Origin of the sequence: Paenibacillus validus NBRC 15382 (genome assembly GCF_004000985.1) — a bacterium.
Lineage (GTDB): Bacteria > Bacillota > Bacilli > Paenibacillales > NBRC-103111 > Paenibacillus_G > Paenibacillus_G validus.
In genome coordinates this window covers 38,283-58,165 of the sequence record NZ_BIMH01000002.1, presented here as the reverse complement: position 1 = coordinate 58,165, position 19,883 = coordinate 38,283, and the positions used below count along the sequence as shown (strand labels likewise).

Below are 19,883 nucleotides of genomic sequence, written 5' to 3'. Positions count from 1 at the left end.
TTGAGACATGAGGCCGGTTCACGGATCATTAACTTGCCTTGATAGGCTCTCTGACGATCTTTACGTCGTAGAACGAGATCTGATTGGAAATAATATATTCCGGCATGCCTCCACGATGGGAATGGGCTTCCCGGAACGCTTCGCTTCGCGTCCAGGCCTGAAAATCCTCCTTCTGATTCCAACGTGTGCTTACAGTGACCTCATCGTATTCGGGCGTATTCTCGGTCAGCAGCACCTCCAGACCCAGAAAGCCATCCATGTATTCCACTTTGCCTACCTTATCGAACCGTTCGATTAACTTATGCGCGTTTCCTTTGGTGATTTGCGATTTGTTCGTCACGATGACCATGTGTACCGCTCCTTTTTATTGTTTTCGAATGGGGATAATAATCGGATATTCATCTTCGAATTTGACCTTTGCTTCGATTTGATAAACATCCTTCAAAAATTCCGGACTGAGTACGTCCTTAGGCTTACCTGTTGTCTGGATCCGGCCATTCTTCATGGCGATCAAATAATGGCAGTAATGGACCGCCTGCTGAAGATCGTGCAGCACCATGACGATGGTGAGCTTATGCTCCTGATGAATCTTCCGCAGCATTTCCATGACATCCAACTGATGCGCAATATCGAGAAACGTGGTGGGTTCATCTAGCAGAACGATGTTCGTTTTTTGCGCTAAAGCCATGGCAATGCGCGCTTTTTGCTGTTCACCTCCCGATAAAGTATGGAACATCCGCTGCTCGTATCTCCGGGTGCCGGTAACATCCATCGCCCAATCTACAATATGTTCATCGTTGGATGTCATCCGGTCGAAGATCCGCTTGTACGGGGAGCGGCCGTAGGAGACCAGCTCCCGGACGGTCAAATCGGGCAGTGAATGCCTGGATTGAGTCAGCATGGATAACGTTCTGGCATATTGGATCGTTGTGAATTCCGCAGCCTTCCTGTTGTCTACATACAGTTCTCCTTGATCGGCATGAAGCAGCCGGGTAATCACTTTCAGCAGCGTGGATTTGCCCGATCCGTTCGGACCGACGATCGCCGTCATTTGCTCTCGCGGAAACGAAACCGTAATGTCACGCAGCTGAAAAGCGCCGGATTGATAGTGAAGATGCTCGGTTTGGATAGCTGTCATCATGCGATTCTCCGTTTCTTCAGCAAGTATAGAAAGAACGGTGCGCCTAAGGCGGCCAGCAGAATGCCGACGGGAAGCTCGATCGGATCAAACCACGAGCGGGCGATCGTATCGGCGAGCACGACAAGACTCGCTCCCCCGATGACGGAAAGCGGAAGCAAGTAACGGTAGTCGTCCCCGACAAGAATACGGATCGCGTGCGGAACGACTAATCCGACAAAGCCGATTAACCCCCCGACGCTGACGGCCGTACCGGCCAATAAGGACGACAATAAAATAATAAAAAGCCGCTGCGCCTCAACCCGTTGGCCCAGCAATTGAGCCGAATCGTCTCCTAATAGCATGAGATTGGACGGTTTTATCGCAAATACGCATGCGGCAAGGCCAGCAATAGCGTAAGGGGCCATGAAGGAAAGATGATGCCAGCTTTTTCCGCTGAGCCCGCCGGCAAGCCAAGGCAAGACGGCCTGCACGCGATCGCTGAAGACGACCATGAATCCGTTGGTTCCGGCGCCTAGCAGAGCATTGATGGCGACTCCCGCCAAAACGATTTTAAGCGGGGACGCCCCCTTATCCCAAGCCAGCAGGTAGATGACGATGGATGTTGCCAGAGAACCGAGAAATGCCACCGCCGGTAGCAGATAGCTGTATTGCGGAAAAACGATCATTGAAATAATGGCCGCGAGACCCCCGCCGGCTGACACTCCGATAACGCCCGGATCGGCCAACGGGTTTTTCATCACGCCTTGAAGCAGAGCGCCGGAAGCGGCTAGACAGGCGCCGACCAACAATCCGATCAGAACCCTGGGGAATCTTAGGTTATAGATGATTTTTTCGTGCAAAGGTTGGCTGTCGGTTGTGAAGACCGCCCAAATTTCCTGGAGCGATATCGGGACTGATCCGTAGGACAGGCCATAAAAAGTAGCCAGAAGCAGCAGAAGAGGGGCCAGTATGACGAGCCCTTTTCTTCGCATGTTGCGTCGATCTGCCTTCATGACCGTCATTTCGCGGATTGAAGCAGCTTTTGCAGCAAATCGAGCGCTTCAATGACTCTCGTGCCGGGATTTGTGCCGAACAGATCGGACGGCAGCACTTCGATGCGGTTTTGCTTCACGGCGTCCAAGCTGGTCCAAGCCGCGTTCTGCTGCATTTCTTTCACGAATCCTTCCTTCACGGTCTCCGGGTTTCCGTGGCTCATCAGCAGGATGAGCTGCGGATCGGACTGTATGATTTTTTCCGTGTTTAATTGGGCGTATTGCGGATAGTTCTCCAGCTTCGGGTAGTCGGCGGCAATGTTTTCTCCTCCCGCCATGACGAGCATGTCGCCGCTCAACGAATTGTTCAAGGCGGCCATATACGTCCCCGGAGCTCCATACACGAGGAGAACTCTCGGTTTTTCGGCAGCGCGATTATGCTGGAGCTCCGTCAGCTTCTTATCGATGCTCCCAATCAGCTCCCGGGCTTTATCGTCCTTTTGCAGCAATTGGCCGATCAGCGCTATTTGTTTTTTGATGTCCTCGACCGAATTGGCCGAAGTGAGCACCATCTTCGCTCCGATACTTTCAATACTCGGAATATCCTTCGTGTTCATCGGATGATTGCCAAGGACAAGATCAGGGCTGACTAATGCGATTTTTTCCAAATCGATGCCGTGCGTCGTCCCGATTTGTTGGACCTTCTCGGCTTCCTTTACTGCAAGAGGCGCCGAAGTGGTCGGTCTGCCGACCAGCTGGCCGCCAAGTGCGTATACAATATCCATCTCTCCGCTGCTTAGCGCGACAATTTGTTGGGGGACAGCCTGAAAGCTTACCGTACGGCCTGCAAAATCCTGGACGGATACGGCAGCAGATTTGGGAGCGGTTTCGGAGGCCGCGTTTGCCCCCGTTACAGGCCGGGCGGAATCGGGGGTTGCGGTTTGCCCGCAGCCTATAATTACCGAGAGAGAAAGTGCCATAAAGGCAACCCATTTAAATTTCATGAAAGGCCTCCTGTCTGACGATGTAGGGGGAATACACAGTATAATAAAAAGATAGTTGAAAATGATTATCATTGTCAACTATTATTTAGAAATTTTTATCCAATTAAAAACTTATTCTGGCAATTATCAGACCCGACCGTGCTGAATTTGCCTGTAATTTTTAAAGTTTATACAGGAAATAGATGGCCATAAAGTGATTGACAAAATGAAAGCGGCTAATATAAGATCATCTCGTAGGCGGGACACAGTTGGTAAATTTTTGTTTATCGGAGGGAAGCCGGAACAATATGGCTTATTTAGCGGCGTTTTAGTTGGAAGATAAACAAGGGTTATTTTTTTTTAGCTTTTTTATTAAGAATGATAATCATTATCTGAATTTTATCTGGAATCGCAAAGCATGACGTGAGACATTCCCATACTTCATTGTGAACAAGGAGAGTAATGACTTTGAACAGGCTACTCAAGAAAAATATTTCAATTCTGCTCATGCTGTTCGTGCTGCTGGCTGCTCTGCAAATTCCGGTAGCCGGAGCAGAAGCAGGTCCTGAAGCGAAATTAAACACCAACACCGTTGCTCAAACCGTCTACTTGGGGAATTCCTTTAGAGCGACGATTAACATCAGCGGTGTGACAGACACCGTCTATCAGCAAGTATACGAGCATGAAGCTACGGTAACTTTTGATCCCGGTCAATTGGAATTAACACAGGTCTTGGCTCCGTACAATACCTTCAATGAGCCTGTGCTGACGGAGCTGTCACCGGGCAAGATTAAAGTTTACACCAGCCTTAAAGAAGGCAAGGCCGGTCTCGCTTTTAATCAGGGCGCGAGAAATTTCGCTGTGTTTCTGTTTAAGCCTAAAACACTTACGCAGGCCGCTTCTGTTTCAGTGAGCGATATCTCCATTACAAACGGACAAGGAAACAAGCTGGAGCTGAACGATGCCTCGACTACGGTAAGCGTATTGCCCGCCGGCGATAAAGAACCGCTAAAGGCATTAGTAACCGTCGCTCAGAATGTGCATGATTCGGCTGTTGAAGGGACTTTGGACGGGCAGTATCCGTATGGTTCGAAAAATACGCTGAAGACGGCGATTAATAAAGCCAAGAGCTTAGCCAACAGCACCGAGGAGCAATCTCAGGATAAGCTGGATCAGGAGGCCGCCTCCCTGCAAGCAGCGCTGGCGGCGTTTGAAGCATCGGTCATTGTAAGCAATCCGGGATCCGGCTCGCTGCAGGACGGGGAGTATACGCTCGGGTTTACGATTTACAAGAAGGGCACGAATGAACCTTCGGTCATGTATGATTATGTCGATCGAAACAGCGGGAAGCTGCAGGTGCAGAACGGGAAAAAGTATGTTTCGTTCACCCTGAAGCAAAGTGCCGAGACGCTCTCGTTCAAGACGGAGAAGAACGGGGCTTTGGTTGAAACGACCACGTTAAGCAGCGATGCGGCAACCAACACAAGAGTCGTCCAATTCGAAGTGGACGATTTGTCGGCAAGACTGAACGGCTGGGTTAAGGTGTATTGGGTGCTTCCTGCGCCAATAGGCATTTACGACCACGAGTATGAAATTGAACTGGGATTCGGCGCCGTTTCCTCCGAATACCCTCTTCAGTTTACGGCGCTGCACTCGACGAAAGATCAGCCTTCTTCCATGGATAACTATTTGCTTAAACCGGGCAAATTGATTGTACAGCAAGATAAGAAGAAAGTGTCTTTTACCGTGAAAGACAGCACGACCGTTACGAGCCTGAAAGTAGAGAAGAACGGAACTTTCGTTGAAACGCAGGTTGTAAGCACGGACCCGGCGGCAAATACTAGAACGGTTGAATTCGAAGTCACCGACTTGACCGCGTTGCTTAACGCTCAGGTGCACATCTCGACTACGATGCCGAACGGCACTCCGTACGAGATGGACCATACCATCCGCCTGAAGTTTAATATCGGCAGCAAAACGGCACTGAATGCTTTAATTGCCGACGCTCAAGCGAAATATCATGCAGCCGTGGAGGGAAGCTACAAAGGCCAATATCCGGCCGGCTCCAAGAGCGAACTGCTGACCGCCATCCAAGCGGCTAAGAAGTCGGCGGAAAATCCGGCGTTGAGCCAAGAGCAGGTGGATAACACGGCGGCGGCTCTGCAGCAGGCATTGGCGAAGTTCCAGGCAGCCGTTCATGCAAGCAATCCTTTACCGGCAAATCCGAACGATTTGGCCGACGGCGAATACATGATTCCATTCTCGGCGCTGCATGCTACCAAGGAACAGTTATCCAGCATGGAAAATTACTTCCTCAAGCCGGGCAAATTAACGGTGCAGCAGGGGAAAAAGAAAGTGTCTTTCACCGTAAAAGAAAGCTCTGTCATCCCGCAATTTCAAGTGGAGCAAAACGGTGTATTGACCGATACGACCATTGTAAGCACCAATGCGGCGAATGACACAAGGGTCGTACAGTTCGAAATAGCCGATTTAACGGCCGAATTGAAAGCGGCAGTTCAAATCAGCACAACGTATAACGGCGCGCCTTATAACATGACGCACAGCATTCGCTTGAAATTCGATGCGGGCAGCGTGCTGACTCAGCCTGTTGAAGGCGCAGAATATACGTTTAACATTGTCGTAACCTCCGGCGATCAATCGGGAACGCCGGCGAATACGTACCTTGAGGATTCCGGCAAGTTGAAGGTGCAGAACGGCAAGAAAGTGGTGTCGTTCAAGACGAAATCCGGCGTACAGATCAGGAAATTACAGAAGGTGCTCGCGAGTGGCGGAACCGAAGATATTTTGCCGAAAACGGTGGCTAAACAACCGGGCGCGGTGAAGGTGTTGGCAGCCGTAAATGACTCCCAGGAGGTTCAATTCGAGCTCGAGGATTTGACTGCCGCCTATATCGTCAACCTTGAAGTCCAGCAGGGAGAAGGAACGGAAACGCGCTCGTTCCAAATCGCCTTCAGCCAAGTGACGCCTGTCGCCACGAATCCGGGAACTGGAACAAACCCGGGGACAGGTCCGGGTGGCGGCGGAGTCTCAAATCCGCCGGCTACGTCGAACATTCACGGGCTCGCAGACGGTACTTACAGCATCAATTATAGAATAGTGAAGTTCGAAAAACCCGAGCAAACGTCGGTCATGCAGGATTACGTTGTCACGCCCGGAACGTTAACCGTGACGAACGGTGTGATGTACGCCGCCTTTACGTTAAAGCAAAGCAAGCAGATTACCGATTTCAAAGTCGAGCAAGACGGCAGCCTGTCTGACTCGACCGTAGTGAGCACGGATGAAAAAGCAAACACGAGGGTCGTTCAATTCAAGGTAGCCGACCTGACGGCCAAGACCAAAGCATGGGTTAGCATTGATTGGCCTGAATTTAATTATGATCATAATTATGACGTTTACATTACCTTCGACAAATCGAGCCTGAAGGCTGCTGCCGCCGGCGCAGGTGCAACTCAACTGGAGGCTAAACCGCTGGCAGAAGCGCTGACAAACGGCGAATACGCGTTGGATTTCGTCATGAACGTGCGCGGGAAGGACCAGAAATCGGTAGTTGACGAGTATGTGCTGCATCCGGCCAAGTTGACGGTGAAAGACGGGAAAAGCTATGCAGCCTTCACCTTGAAACGCAGCAAAGAAATGCCCGGGTTCAAGATCGAGAAGGACGATGCTCTGGTGGACGCGGAGGTTATCGGGACGAATGAGCAAGAAAATACAAGAACGGTCCAATTGGAAATCAAGGACGCAAAAACGAAGGTCAACGCGCAAATCCAAATGGCCATCCCGAATCAATATAACGGCGATTACCATGTAGAAATCTTGTTTGATGCGAACAGCATTAAGCCGTACGTCCGGGCACAGAATGGCAATGCCCCGAAAGACGGCGATGCTTCGGCCTCGAAGCCCGGGCAGGCAAGCCTGAACGATCTGGAGAACCATTGGGCGAAAGCTTTGATTGAACGGGCCGTCGGTCTCGGCATCGTGAACGGCTATGAGGACGGCTCCTTCCGTCCGGACGGTCAAGTGAGCCGCGCCGAGTTTACGGTCATGATCAATCGGGCGCTCAAATGGGAAGAAGCTGCGAAAGTTCCGGAACTGCCCTTTGCCGATCTCGACAGCATTCCGGAATGGGTCAGACCAAGCTTGGCGCAAGTGGCGGGCGCGAATGTGATCAGCGGCTATGAAGACGGAACCTTCCGGGCGGACCGGTCGATCAGACGTGCCGAGCTGGCGGTCATGATCGTCCGGGCGTTGGGACTTCCGTTAGATCCGAATACGCAGCTGACCTTTGAGGATACCGATCAAATTCCGCAATGGGCGCAAGCGCACGTGGCTGCGGCGTTCCAGCTTGGGATGATCAGCGGAAGAAACCCTAACCTCTTTGCACCGAATGAGAGCGCAACCCGCGCGGAAGCGGTCACCCTCATTCTGGCCATGCTGAACCATGTCAAGTAATATCCCACTGTACAACCGATAATCGCATGATGACGGAGATGCCGGATGACCGGTATCTCCGTGATTGAAAAACTCCCTCCGCCTGTTAGCTGAGGGAGCCTTTATTATCCCATTCGTTCGATTAACCGCTTCGCTTTGTCGGTGACCCAGCTGTAATTGCCGCTGTGAATTTCCTTCAGGTTGACGAGCGAGCCGCCAATCCCAAAGCCGTAACATCCGGCATCGAGGAACTGCCTGATATTTTCCTCGTTGACTCCCCCGACAGCTACCATCGGGATGTGGCTCAGCGGTCCCTGGAGCTCTTTCAAATAGCCGATCCCAAGGCTCGCGCCGGGGAATATTTTAACGGCCGTCGCTCCCGCTTTCCATGCTTTCACGATCTCCGACGGTGTCATGGCCCCCGGAAATACCGGCACACCTTGCTCCACGCCATACCTGATGACGTCCTCGTCCGTATTCGGCGTAACCAGATACGCAGCTCCGGCGGCAATCGCCTTCTTGGCGTCGTCCAGATCGATGACCGTTCCTGCACCGATATACATGCGCTCTCCTACACGATCCTGCAGTCGGGGGATGATGTCCAGTGCGCCAGGCGTATTCAAAGTCACTTCCATGGCCTTAATGCCGCCGTCGTACAGGGCGTCAGCCAAACGGTCCATATGCGTTTCCTCAACACCCCGGATAATGGCGATAATACGTGTTTGCTCAATCAAGGCAAGCCCTTGTTCTCGATTCATCTCATACACCTCGTCTTAGGATATAGCTGTATTATGCCATGTTTTTTTTGTATTGCAAACCAGGATTGCATGAGTGAGACCGTGCGTACCGCGCCGGAAGCCGGAAATCAAAATCTATTAAATATTTAATTGACAGCATTTTAAACATATAGTACTATCAAAAAAGTAATCGACAAAATTCGTGAACGTGGTTCTATAATGTAGAACGTTTACATGATTAAAGTTTGGCACACTCCCATTCGACTTTCTAATATTCAGAACTATGTTCTATAATATAGAACAAATGGAATAACGAAGCAGGGGGCGGGGCAAAACTGAACTGCCGCGGTATTGTCGGAACAGAGTTCTATAATGTAGAACTACGGCTTGATATCAAATCTCTTGACATGTGTCTTCAATGAAATCGCTTTCAATATTATTGTTCATTTTGGAAAATATCAAAATGAAACATCCACGATGAACATCATTTAAATATTTTAGGGGGCGTTGGAATGAAAATCAGTAACCGTTTGAAAGTTGCAGTTGGAATGACGCTTGTCGCTTCTTTATTCGTTTCAGGGTGCGGAAATGGAAACGCTTCAGGCCAGAACGAAGGAAACGGGGAGTCAGCCAAGCCGGCCGCCGCGAAAGCGATTACAATCAAAGTGGCCAATTATTTCGCTCCTGACCATCCGCAGAACGTTGCGCTTCGGGAGAAATTCAAGCCGCTGGTTGAGAAAAATTCAGGCGGATCGCTCAAGGTAGAAATTTACGAGAATAACAAGCTGGGGGCAGAGAAAGAGTTTTATGACGGCATCCGCAACGGCTCCATCGAGATGGGGATTCCCGGCTTGATCATGCAAACAGAGATTGAGAAGCTTCAAGTAGGCGAGCTGCCATTCTTAATCGAAAGCTTCGCGCACGCTCAAAAGGTATTCCAAGGACCGATCGGCAAAGAACTGACGGTCGACCTTGAACAAAAGCACGGCGTTAAGGCTTTGGCCTGGAGTGCAAATGGCTACAGAATGTTCTCCAGCAATCGTCCTATTAACCAGATGAGCGATTTCAAAGGTCTGCGCATGAGAATGCCGAACGCTCAAGTCTTCCTCGATCTTGGCAAATCACTCGGGATGAACGTAACGCCGCTGCCGCTTTCCGAAGTGTTCACGGCCTTGGAGCAGAAGGTTGTGGATGGACAGGACAATCCGCTTGCCAGCTTACGCGCTTCAGGGTATTACGAGGTTCAAACCGATGTGCTGGAATCCCAGCATATTTTCAGCCCGAACATGTACATCATCAGCAACAAGTTTTTCCAAAAGCTGACACCTGAACAGCAGAAGGTGGTTCAGGAAGCGGCTACGGCCTCTGCGGAGCATGAGTGGAAGCTGATGGAGGAAAGCTATGAAACGGATAAAAAATTCCTCCAAGAGCATAAAATCAAATTCACGACTCCGGATGACAAATTCCGCGATGAAATGAAAAAATCGGTTCAACCGATGTATGAGCAGTTCTATAAAAAGTATCCATGGGGCAAGGAAATCATCGAGAAAATTCAAGCCGAAGCTAAAGGTTTATAAAACCCGGGGCTTTTATGCCCCTTGTACCAGGTTAAGGAGGGTTTGAAGTCAGCATGTTTATTCGTTTGATTAATGGATTGACCGCCGCTTTTCTCGCTATTATGTCAATTTTGGTCTTTGGGAACGTCGTTTTACGTTATGCCTTTAACTCGGGGATTACATGGTCCGAGGAAATGGCCCGCTTCTTGTTCATTTGGCTCATATTGATCGGTGCGATCAGCACATTGAAAGACAATCAGCATCTGGGTGTCGATATGTTGGTTAAGCGGTTATCCAAAACGGGGAAAAAGATCGTTTACGTTGTGAGCAACGGAATCATCTTGTACATCTTATGGATCGTTTTCTTTGGAAGCTGGGACATGACGATGTTGAATATGGATAACAAATCTCCGGCAACGGGGGTTCCGCAATCGCTCATCTATGGAACAGGGCTCGTGATGAGTTTTTGTATGGCTTTAATTATTTTAGGCAAGTTGTACCAGCTCTTTTTTGGCAAGGCGGATATCGATGAGTTGACTCAGGTACTGGATTCCGAAGAGCTGATTGGTGAAGCTGATGGCCATTCGGATCAAGGAGGTGCCGTGAAGTGACTATTGTTATTTTCTTGGGAGTTCTTTTAGGCGCTATGGCATTGGGTATGCCTATCGCGTTCGCGCTTCTCGCCAGCGGCGTGGCGCTAATGTTCCATCTGGATATGTTTAACAACCAAATTGTGGCGCAAAACTTGGTTAACGGCGCAGATAACTTTCCGTTAATGGCCGTTCCGTTCTTTATCCTGGCTGGCGAATTGATGAATGCCGGCGGCATATCCAAGCGGATTATTAATTTCGCTATGGCTTTGTTTGGACACGTTAAAGGTGGACTCGGGTATGTCGCGATCTTGGCGAGCGTCATATTTGCCGGGTTGTCCGGTTCCGCTGTCGCCGATGCTGCAGCGCTTGGCGCGATTTTGATCCCGATGATGGTGGCCGCAGGGTACGACCGCGCTCAATCCGGCGGCTTGATTGCTGCCAGCAGTATCATCGCGCCGATCCTTCCGCCGAGTATTCCGATGATTATCTTCGGCGTAACTGCAGGAGTATCGATTACGAAGCTGTTTATGGCGGGAATTATTCCCGGTTTATTGATTGCCGTTGTATTGACCATTTCCTGGTGGTCCATTACCCGTAAAGGGAATTTCAAAGTTCAGCCGAAGAAATCGTTTAAAGAAATTATGCAAGCTTTCCTGGCGGCCTCTTGGGCGCTCTTCCTGCCGGTGCTCATTATCGGCGGTCTTCGCGGCGGAATATTCACACCGACGGAAGCTGCGGTTGTGTCTGCTGTCTATTCTTTGATCGTAGGACTCTTTATATACAGAGAAATAAACTTGAAAAAAGTATACCACTTGCTGGTGGCCGCTTCCAAAACGACAAGTGTCGTCATGTTCCTTGCCGCCGCAGCGATGGTCTCTGCATGGTTAATTACGGTAGCGAACATCCCGGCCGAGCTCGCCGACGTGCTTGGGCCGTTGATTGAAAACAAAGTGCTGTTGATCCTTGCTATTAACTTGCTTGTGCTGCTTGTCGGAACGGCGATGGACTTGACGCCGACGATCCTGATTTTAACGCCGGTGCTCATGCCGATTATTGAGATGGCGGGTATCGACCCGATCTTCTTCGGATTGATCTTTATTCTGAATAACTGTGTCGGTCTATTGACGCCGCCTGTAGGAACGGTGTTGAACGTTGTAGCCGGTGTCGGCAAGCTGAGCATGGAGCAAATCATGAAGGGCGTCTGGCCTTTCCTGGTAGTGGAAACGCTGCTCTTGCTGATCTTGTCGTTGTTCCCGGATCTTGTGCTCATCCCGCTTGGCTGGTTCACCTAAAAAGCTTCAGGGTGCGACATAAACAATATTTTTTCAGGAGGAAACAGACAGAATGCGTAAGTTTAAAGTAGTCGTAACGGATTGGGAGTATGCAGATTTGCGGTTTGAAGAAAAAGTATTTCAAGCCTATGAAGAGATTGAACTCGTTCCGGCTCAGTGCAGAACGGAAGAGGATCTGATTCGGGTTTGCCAGGATGCCGATGCGTTGATCAATCAATATGCTCCGATTACGCGCAGAGTCATTGAATCCCTTCAAAATTGCAAGGTCATTACACGCTATGGCGTCGGTGTGAATACCGTTGATTTGGACGCTGCGACGGAAAAGGGCATTTGTGTAGCCAATGTTCCGGATTATTGTATGGATGAAGTATCGGATCATGCGCTCGCTTTGCTGTTAAGCTGGGCAAGAAAAGTAACAGCGGCGGATCATCATGTGAAAAACGGCGTATGGGATTTCAAATTAACGCAGCCGATTTACCGCCTGCGTGAAAGAACGATCGGGTTGGTCGGATTCGGCCGAATTCCGCAAGCGCTGGCCGAGAAGGTCAAGCCTCTCCATCTTCGGGTTATCGCCTATGATCCGTTCTTCCCGGCCGATGTCGCCAAACAGAAAGGGGTGGAGCTGGTATCGCTGGATGCTCTTTGCGAGCAATCGGACTTTATCTCGGTTCACGCTCCATTAACTGCGGATACGAAAGGACTTCTCGGGGAAAAGCAGTTTGCGCTTATGAAGAAAGACGCGGTCGTGATCAATACCTCCCGCGGTCCGGTTATTGACGAGCAGGCATTAATTGCCGCGCTGGAGAAAGGGCAAATTGCAGGAGCCGCTTTGGATGTCGTCGAAGAGGAGCCGATCGCTTCCGATAACCCGCTTCTCCGGATGGAGCAAGTGATTCTGACACCGCACGTGGCCTGGTATTCCGAAGAATCGGCGGCCGAATTACGGGCGAAAGCGGCGATGGGCGTAGCGGACGTCCTGGTGTTCGGCGAATATCCGAAATATTTGGTGAATCATAAGGTGAAGGAACAAGGTAAGCTGGAGGCCAGCCAACCTGAAGCGAGATATGCAAAGCTAGTCTAGGTATTCATATAACTAATAAATAAAGGCGGGGTTATCAATGAAACAATGGATTAAACGCAGTATGATCGCTCTAACAATTCCAAGCTTGCTGCTGGCTACCGCTTGCGGCGCATCAGGACAAGACGGCCAGGCCGCCGGCAAGCAGCCGGAAGGAAAAGTGCGCATACTCAAGTCGGGTATCGGATTCAACGAAGATCATTCTCAGGCGCAAGGTCTTATTAAATTTGCGGAAATCGTCGAGAAAAACAGCGGCGGCAGAATCAAAGTACAAAACTACTTCTCGTCCCAGCTTGGTGACGATATGAAAATGATGGAAGCCTTAAAAGCGGGAACGCAAGAGCTTACAATGCCTTCCACGTCGCCGATCAGCAACATGGTGAAAGAGTTCGGGATTTTCGATTTCCCATTCGTTTTCAACAACGAGCAGGAAGCCTATGCCGTACTGGATTCTCCATTCGGACAAAAGCTGTTGGATAAGCTGCCTCAGCACGGACTCATCGGACTCGGTTACTGGGAGAACGGCTACCGGAACTTGACGAACAGCAAGCGGCCTGTTGCAACGGTAGAAGACTTCAAGGGGTTAAAGATCCGCACGCTGCAAAATAAAGTGCATTTGGAAGTGTTTGGCGCATTAGGCGCGAATCCGGTGCCGATGCCGTTCTCCGAGGTGTTTACCGGTCTGGAGAGCAGGACGGTTGACGGGCAGGAAAATCCGATTGCAGCCATTGAATCCAGCAAATTTTACGAAGTACAAAAATACTTAAGCTTGACGAATCACGTGTATACGCCGTTTGTTTTCTTAATGAGTAAGAAGATTTGGGATCAGCTGACGCCTGAAGACCAAAAAATGTTGAAGGATGCCGCAGCTGAAGCGGGTAAATACCAAAGAGCGCTCAACATTGAACAAAACAAAAAGTCGTTAGAATCGCTTAAAGCGAAAGGTATGCAAGTGAATGACATTTCTCCTGCGGAAAAAGAGAAAATTCAACAAATCGTGAAGCCGGTCGTTGATAAATTTGCCAAGGAATTCGGCGAGGACGTTGTGAAGGAAATGTACGATGGCGTTCAAAAGGCCCGCAACAAATGAGCATCATTGAAGAGCTTCTAAGCGACATCCCGCTTCCCAAAATGGTGAAAGTTAAACAGCATTTTCACGCACCCGAGCTGCCGGACGTTCCGGCAGCAGTTCGGGAAGCATTGGCATCGAGGGACGTGTTGTCAAGAATCAGCTCCGGGGACCGGGTAGCCATCGCCGTCGGCAGTCGGGGCGTCGCAGATCTTCCGATTCTTACGCGGGAAGTGGTGTCAGCCGTTAAATCGGTTGGAGGAAACCCGTGTATCGTACCGGCAATGGGGAGTCATGGCGGCGCTACGGCCGAGGGACAGACCGAAGTGCTGGAAGAGCTTGGCGTAACGGAGTCTTATGTTGGGGCCCCGATCGTTTCCAGCATGGAGGTTGTCGAATTGGGGAAGCTGGACAACGGGCTTCCCGTTTATATTGACAAGCATGCGTACGAGGCCGACAAAATTATTGTCATCAACCGGATCAAACCGCATACCGCTTTTCGGGGACCTGTAGAAAGCGGCCTGATGAAGATGATCACGATCGGGCTGGGCAAACAAAAGGGTGCCGAAGCGGCTCATGCCTACAGTTTTAAATATATGGCCAAGCATGTGCAGGAAATGGCCCAGATGGTCATCGAGAAGACGCCGCTTATTTTCGGACTGGGATCGATAGAGAATGCTTATGATCGTCCCGCGCGGATTGTCGCTGTACCGGCTGAAGCGCTGTGGGAGGAAGAGCCGAAATTGCTGCTTGAAGCCAAATCGCTCATGCCCAGAATCATGTTTAACCCCCTGGATGTTCTCATTGTCGACGAAATCGGGAAGGACATTTCCGGTGACGGCATGGATCCGAATATTACGGGGCGTTACGCTACTCCCTATGCCAGCGGCGGTCTGGAAGCGACAAGAATCGTAGTTCTCGGCCTGACGGAGAGAACGCATGGCAACGCGAACGGATTGGGGATGGCGGACATGACCACCCGCAAGGCGTTTGATTCTATCGTGTGGGAAAAAGGCTATGCCAATGCGCTGACAAGCACGGTGGTAGCCCCCGTTAAAGTGCCGATGATCTTCGATACGGAGAGTCTTGCCGTCAAGGCCGCGATTAAAACCTGCAATACTTTTGACATGACGAAAGCCCGCGTGGTCCGGATTCACAACACGCTTGAGCTGAAGGAAATTTGGATTTCCGAAAGTTTGCTGGAAGAGGCCAGAGGGCAAGAAGCGATTGAGATCGCAGGAGAACCGGAAGATCTTTTCTAACCGCATCGTTCTTGTTCTTTGAGAGTCCCTATATGGCATTTATCATTGGCAATTTGTTATCGTGTACGCCAGGATTTTTTATTTCAACTATGCTAATATTTAATTGACACGAAAATCCTAATGAGGGAAAAAAATTCATGCCTATTATTCAGTCGATAGAACGCGCTCTGCGCATCCTGGATTTATTTGATGAGAACGAAACGGAATTGAAAATTACAGAAATCAGCGAACGAATGGGGCTTAGCAAAAGCACGGTGCATTCCCTGTTAAAGACGCTTCAGCTGTATCGTTATATCGAGCAAAATCCTGAGAATGGCAAATACAGGCTCGGGATGAAGCTGTTTGAACGAGGTAATTTTGTCATCAGTCGTTTAGACATTCGGACGGTGGCCAAACGTTTTTTGGTTCATTTATCCGAACGGACAGGCCAAACGACGCATTTGGTTATCCTGGATGGCAAAGAAGGGGTATACATTGACAAGGTAGAGGGAGAACAGGCGATGATTCTCTCCTCCCGGATCGGCCGCCGCATCCCGCTGCACGCCACTTCCGTAGGCAAAGTGTTCCTGGCTTTCAAGTCTAAGGAAGAGCTGGCCAAGCTGTTGGACGGCTATGACTTCTACGAGAAAACGGTGAATACGATCACAACGAAGGAACGGTTAATGGCGGAGTTGGATGAAATTCGCCGTCAAGGCTATGCGGTGGATAATCAGGAATATGAGCCGGGTGTGCGCAGCGCAGGAGTCCCCATCTATAATTATGCGGGCGAGGTCGCTGCCGCGATTAGCATCACGACTACGATCGCTCGTGTGGATGACAAGGCTTTCGAACAACTGATTCCCCTGCTGGTTCAGGTAGGCCAGGAAATATCGGAACGAATGGGGTATGGCATCTTAAACTAATGGACATGCGGGGGGACTCCTAAAGAGCTCCCCTTTGTTTATCCAATAACAGCTTAACCCCATGTATGGAAAGGAGAATCCTATTGAGCTGGTTTCATCATCTTAAAATTTCTTTGAAATTTATGGTTTGTTTTGCGCTTGTGTTGATCATTTTACTGGCTACGGGTGTATTGGGACTGACGAATAGCCATAAAATCAACAATAATCTTGTGGATATTTATGAAAACAAGCTGATCACGATTAAGGATTTGGGAGAAATTTCCAGTTCTTTTCATAGAATCAATACGCATCTTGGCAACTATTTGCTAACTGCCAATTTGGACGAACGCATAAAGTCAAAAGAAAAGATGATGGAAAACCAGAAGCATATCGATCTTTTACTGGAAAATATGGCTTTGCGGCCTTTGCCCGAGGAATACGTCAAGGAGCTTGAACTGTTCAAAGGCTTATGGGTCAATTACTCCGAGAAGGGCAACAAAGTGACCGAATTGGCGGATCAAAACCAGAAGGCCAGTGCTCAGCTTATTTACGAGAAGGAAATGCTGAATAAGGTCGAAGGCATCGATCAAACGTTTCACAACTTTATCGAGCTGAATAAAGAGGAAGCGGAGCAGTCTTATTTAAGCTCCTCTGCCATGTATAAGAAAGTTACGGCTATTTCCATCGGATTTATCGCAGGCTCCTTTCTTATTTCCATCGCGCTGGGCTATATCATTACGTCTTCTATGGTGAATCCGATCAAGGAACTTCTTCGCAAGTTCCAGCTGATGGGATCCGGCGATCTGTCAGCGCCTATTTCCATTCAGCGCAAGGATGAGCTCGGCCAATTGGCACTAGCCTCCGAACAGATGAGACAGAGCATAGCTTCTATTATTAATCAGGCCCAAAACTCGGTCTCAACCTTATCCGGCGTGTCGGACAAGATCAAACAATCGGCGATTCTGACCGGGAATTCTTCCCAGTTTATTCTTCAAGGGCTGCAGCATTCTACCGAACGGTTCAAGCACCAATCCGAGATGGTTTCGGGCGACGCAGCCATTGTGAAAGAAATGTCCATGGGCTTGCAGCAAATGGCTGGCGACGTCGACCAGATGAACCGCCGTGCACTCGATATGGAAACGGTGTCCGCCCAAGGGGATGTCGCCGTTCGCGACGCGATCGATAAGATGAACGGACTTCAACAGCAAGTGATGCAATCGACCGAGTCCGTTCGGAATTTGGCTCAGCTGTCGAAGGATATCAACCAGGTGATCACGACGATCATGGAGATTGCGGAAGAAACCAATCTGCTCGCTCTCAACGCGTCGATTGAAGCGGCTCGGGCGGGTGAAGCGGGTCTCGGCTTTGCTGTGGTTGCCAGTGAAGTGAGGAAGCTTGCCGAGAACAGCAGGAGCGCGGCCGATCGTGTGCGAATGGACATCGGCAAAATGCAGGCAGGCACGTTGACTGTCGTGAATTCCATCCAAATTTGGGCGGCTGAGATTTTGGACGGCCAGGAGAAGGTGGAGAACGTTAGTCTGGCTTTCCAAAACATTCGCGATTGGGTGTATAAAATGAACAGCTCCATTCAAGAGGTGTCGGCCAACATCGAAGAATTGGCTGCCGGGAGCTATCAAATCGATCAATCGATGCGAAGAATCGAAAATTTCTCGGTGGAGGTATCCGATTCGACGGAAAGCTATGCGAACACATCGGGGGAACAGGTGAAATCGATGAACGAAGTGATTGTTTCCATCGAGTCGATATTGGCCATATCCGAGGAATTGAATAAGGCAACAAGCCGCTTTACCGTCTCTCCCCAAGGATGAAGGAAATTCGCCGGAGCGGAGTCTAGGACGACATTTTAATTTGGAGGTTTAGTGATGGCGACAATGAAAGCAGGACTCTTTCTCGGCGCAAAAAACGTTCAGGTAGGCGAATTGGAAAAACCGTCACCCAAGCAAGGGGAAGCGTTGATCAAAGTAGCTTATGCCGGAATATGCGGAACCGATATGATGATTTATGCCGGCAGACATCCAAGAGCAAAGGCCCCGTTAGCGATGGGACATGAATTTTGCGGTGAAATCGTCGAAATTGCGGGCGACAGCGCTTTTGTTCCGGGTGAGCGGGTCGTGATCGAGCCGACGCTTAGCTGCGGGACTTGCGAAGCTTGCTTGGCAGGCCAAACCCATGTATGCAAAACGCTGCGGCTTATCGGCATTGACGGCCACGGCGGGTTTGCCGAATATGTTGTCGTTCCATTAAACAGACTGCACCGCATTCCGGAAAGCTTGTCGGATGCGCATGCCGCGTTGACGGAGCCACTGGCTGTAGCTGTTCATTCGGTGCGCCGTTCCAACATGAAAGTTGGCGACCGGGTTGTTATTTTGGGAGGCGGCCCCATTGGTCTGATGATCGGCATGGTGGCGAAGCTGGCGGGCGCCCGCGAAATTATCGTGTCGGACATTAGTCCTTATCGGCTGTCCAAGGCGAAGGAGCTTGGATTTGTAGCGTTGGATGCCAAGACCGCGAATGTTGGGGAAGAAATCCGGACGATTACCCAAGGAGTAGGGGCGGACATCGTATTTGAAGTTGCCGGAACACCCGCTACCGTGAGCCTGATGGTGGAAGCCGTCAGAATTCAAGGTCAGGTCGTCGTGGTCAGCTTGTTCAAGCAGCCTCCGGCTGTAGATTTGGCCAGCATGCACTTTAAAGAAATTTCCTTGACGACAACTCGATGCTACAGCACGGGGGATTTTGAAACGGCGATTCAATTCATGGCGAAAGGAATGCTTGATATCTCGCCGATGATTTCACATGAGCTTAAGCTGGATCAAGTTGCACAGGGATTCGAGTACATGGAAAATCCGGATCAATCGTTGAAAGTATTAATTCAACCTTAAGTAGGATGAAAGAGATCTAAACAGGTATGGCCGGGCCCTATTCGCGGGGCTCTTTTTTTTTATACAAGCCCATTAATTACCGGAGTGGAAGCAAAAAAATGCGCTTTTTCCACAATTGTCCAAACAATACGTACATTAGCCGTCTCAACTCCTCGTTACTGCCATAATATAAAGCATATTAGACTATGACCAGTTGAGGTGTCCGAATGACAAATGAATTCAATCCGCGGGACCCTGTCGCGAAGCCGAAATTGTCCGTCGTCATTCCAGCCAGGAACGAGTCGACAACGATTGCCTATGTCATAGAGGAGGCCAGGAGTGTTCATCCTGAATCGGAGGTCATCGTTGTTGTCAACGGAGCAACGGACAGAACGGCGGAAATTGCCGCACAGATGGGGGCTAAGGTGATCCGCTATTCGGCGGCGCTTGGACACGATGTCGGGCGAAGCTTGGGAGCCAAGGAGGCCAGGGGCGATATTATCCTATTCCTGGATGGCGATATCGTGATTTCTACCGATCTGCTCACTCCCTTTGTCCAAGCGGTAGAGAATGGGGCTGACGTCGCTTTAAACAAATACCAAGGCCGTGTGAATACGAAAAATGTGCATAATGTCGTTTTATCGAAGCGGGTGTTAAACGCTTTGCTTTCGTCATCCGAACTGGGCGCTTCGTCCATGACAACGATCCCGCACGCCATTAGCCGAAAAGCGCTGCGTGTCATTGGCTGCGACAATTTAGCCATCCCTCCCAAAGCTCAAGCGATAGCCCTGACAAGCGGACTTCATGTCGCGCAGGCATGCTTTGTAGATGTCGGGAAGGTCAATCCTAAACGAAGGAAATCCCCTGATCCACTCTCGCAGCTCATTGTGGGGGATCATCTTGAAGCCATTCATTGGCTGTTTAGTCAAAGCGATTCTCGTGCTAACCGTTCGGATCTCGGAAGGCAGCGGGAAAGGGTGAGAGATTAG

Annotated in this window: 16 protein-coding genes; 11 read left to right on the top strand and 5 right to left on the bottom strand. The window is 50.0% G+C overall.

The features are described from left to right. Window positions 1-28: 28 nt before the first annotated feature. Genes isdG through PVA01S_RS02140 form a run of 4 tightly spaced genes read right to left on the bottom strand, consistent with a single transcriptional unit; the run spans window position 29 to window position 3,116 of the window. The gene (gene isdG, locus PVA01S_RS02155; protein ID WP_054796403.1) at window positions 29-349 is read right to left on the bottom strand and encodes a heme oxygenase; all 321 of its coding nucleotides are present in this window, start codon (window positions 347-349) and stop codon (window positions 29-31) included. 15 nt (window positions 350-364) lie between these two features. Further along, complete coding sequence (locus PVA01S_RS02150; protein WP_127605042.1) at window positions 365-1,138, bottom strand: ABC transporter ATP-binding protein; 774 nt, start codon at window positions 1,136-1,138, stop codon at window positions 365-367. Continuing rightward, window positions 1,138-2,142 carry a FecCD family ABC transporter permease gene (locus PVA01S_RS02145; protein WP_127604810.1) on the bottom strand — a complete coding sequence of 335 codons (1,005 nt, stop codon included), beginning with the start codon at window positions 2,140-2,142 and terminating at the stop codon, window positions 1,138-1,140. Before PVA01S_RS02145 ends, PVA01S_RS02150 begins: the two co-directional genes overlap by 1 nt. Then, window positions 2,139-3,116, bottom strand: coding sequence for an ABC transporter substrate-binding protein (locus PVA01S_RS02140; RefSeq protein ID WP_127604808.1), 978 nt, complete (start codon window positions 3,114-3,116; stop codon window positions 2,139-2,141). The genes PVA01S_RS02145 and PVA01S_RS02140 overlap by 4 nt, the downstream gene beginning before the upstream one ends. Window positions 3,117-3,563: 447 nt before the next feature. Between PVA01S_RS02140 and PVA01S_RS02135 the strand changes: the two genes are divergently transcribed. After that, on the top strand, window positions 3,564-7,565 hold the full coding sequence (locus PVA01S_RS02135; protein WP_164751708.1) for an NEAT domain-containing protein: 4,002 nt from the start codon (window positions 3,564-3,566) through the stop codon (window positions 7,563-7,565). Window positions 7,566-7,669: 104 nt separating this feature from the next. On the opposite strand, the gene PVA01S_RS02130 is transcribed toward PVA01S_RS02135, so the two are convergent. Next, the gene (locus PVA01S_RS02130) at window positions 7,670-8,302 is read right to left on the bottom strand and encodes a bifunctional 4-hydroxy-2-oxoglutarate aldolase/2-dehydro-3-deoxy-phosphogluconate aldolase (RefSeq protein ID WP_127604804.1); all 633 of its coding nucleotides are present in this window, start codon (window positions 8,300-8,302) and stop codon (window positions 7,670-7,672) included. A gap of 491 nt (window positions 8,303-8,793) precedes the next feature. Here PVA01S_RS02130 and PVA01S_RS02125 point away from each other — a divergent pair, with 491 nt between their 5' ends. The 10 genes from PVA01S_RS02125 (at window position 8,794) to PVA01S_RS02080 (ending at window position 19,883) form a co-directional block, all read left to right on the top strand. Continuing rightward, on the top strand, window positions 8,794-9,858 hold the full coding sequence (locus PVA01S_RS02125) for a TRAP transporter substrate-binding protein (RefSeq protein ID WP_244932873.1): 1,065 nt from the start codon (window positions 8,794-8,796) through the stop codon (window positions 9,856-9,858). 53 nt (window positions 9,859-9,911) lie between these two features. Further along, entirely contained in the window at window positions 9,912-10,448 is a 537-nt protein-coding gene (locus PVA01S_RS02120; RefSeq protein ID WP_127604802.1) for a TRAP transporter small permease, read from the top strand. Then, window positions 10,445-11,722 carry a TRAP transporter large permease gene (locus tag PVA01S_RS02115; protein ID WP_127604800.1) on the top strand — a complete coding sequence of 426 codons (1,278 nt, stop codon included), beginning with the start codon at window positions 10,445-10,447 and terminating at the stop codon, window positions 11,720-11,722. The genes PVA01S_RS02120 and PVA01S_RS02115 overlap by 4 nt, the downstream gene beginning before the upstream one ends. A 52-nt stretch (window positions 11,723-11,774) precedes the next feature. Beyond that, window positions 11,775-12,803, top strand: coding sequence for a C-terminal binding protein (locus tag PVA01S_RS02110; RefSeq protein WP_054799192.1), 1,029 nt, complete (start codon window positions 11,775-11,777; stop codon window positions 12,801-12,803). A 37-nt stretch (window positions 12,804-12,840) separates the two neighbouring features. After that, window positions 12,841-13,890: a TRAP transporter substrate-binding protein gene (locus tag PVA01S_RS02105; protein WP_127604798.1), complete on the top strand. Its 1,050-nt coding sequence runs from the start codon at window positions 12,841-12,843 to the stop codon at window positions 13,888-13,890. Beyond that, window positions 13,887-15,131 (top strand): nickel pincer cofactor-dependent isomerase, group 22, encoded by a 1,245-nt coding sequence (locus PVA01S_RS02100; protein WP_127604796.1) that lies wholly within the window; start codon window positions 13,887-13,889, stop codon window positions 15,129-15,131. Before PVA01S_RS02105 ends, PVA01S_RS02100 begins: the two co-directional genes overlap by 4 nt. 137 nt (window positions 15,132-15,268) lie before the next feature. Beyond that, the gene (locus PVA01S_RS02095) at window positions 15,269-16,033 is read left to right on the top strand and encodes an IclR family transcriptional regulator (protein WP_127604794.1); all 765 of its coding nucleotides are present in this window, start codon (window positions 15,269-15,271) and stop codon (window positions 16,031-16,033) included. A gap of 83 nt (window positions 16,034-16,116) precedes the next feature. Continuing rightward, window positions 16,117-17,841: a methyl-accepting chemotaxis protein gene (locus PVA01S_RS02090; protein ID WP_164751707.1), complete on the top strand. Its 1,725-nt coding sequence runs from the start codon at window positions 16,117-16,119 to the stop codon at window positions 17,839-17,841. Between the two features lie 54 nt (window positions 17,842-17,895). Further along, complete coding sequence (locus PVA01S_RS02085) at window positions 17,896-18,915, top strand: zinc-dependent alcohol dehydrogenase (protein WP_230876075.1); 1,020 nt, start codon at window positions 17,896-17,898, stop codon at window positions 18,913-18,915. 206 nt (window positions 18,916-19,121) lie between these two features. Beyond that, the gene (locus tag PVA01S_RS02080; protein WP_127604790.1) at window positions 19,122-19,883 is read left to right on the top strand and encodes a glycosyltransferase family 2 protein; all 762 of its coding nucleotides are present in this window, start codon (window positions 19,122-19,124) and stop codon (window positions 19,881-19,883) included.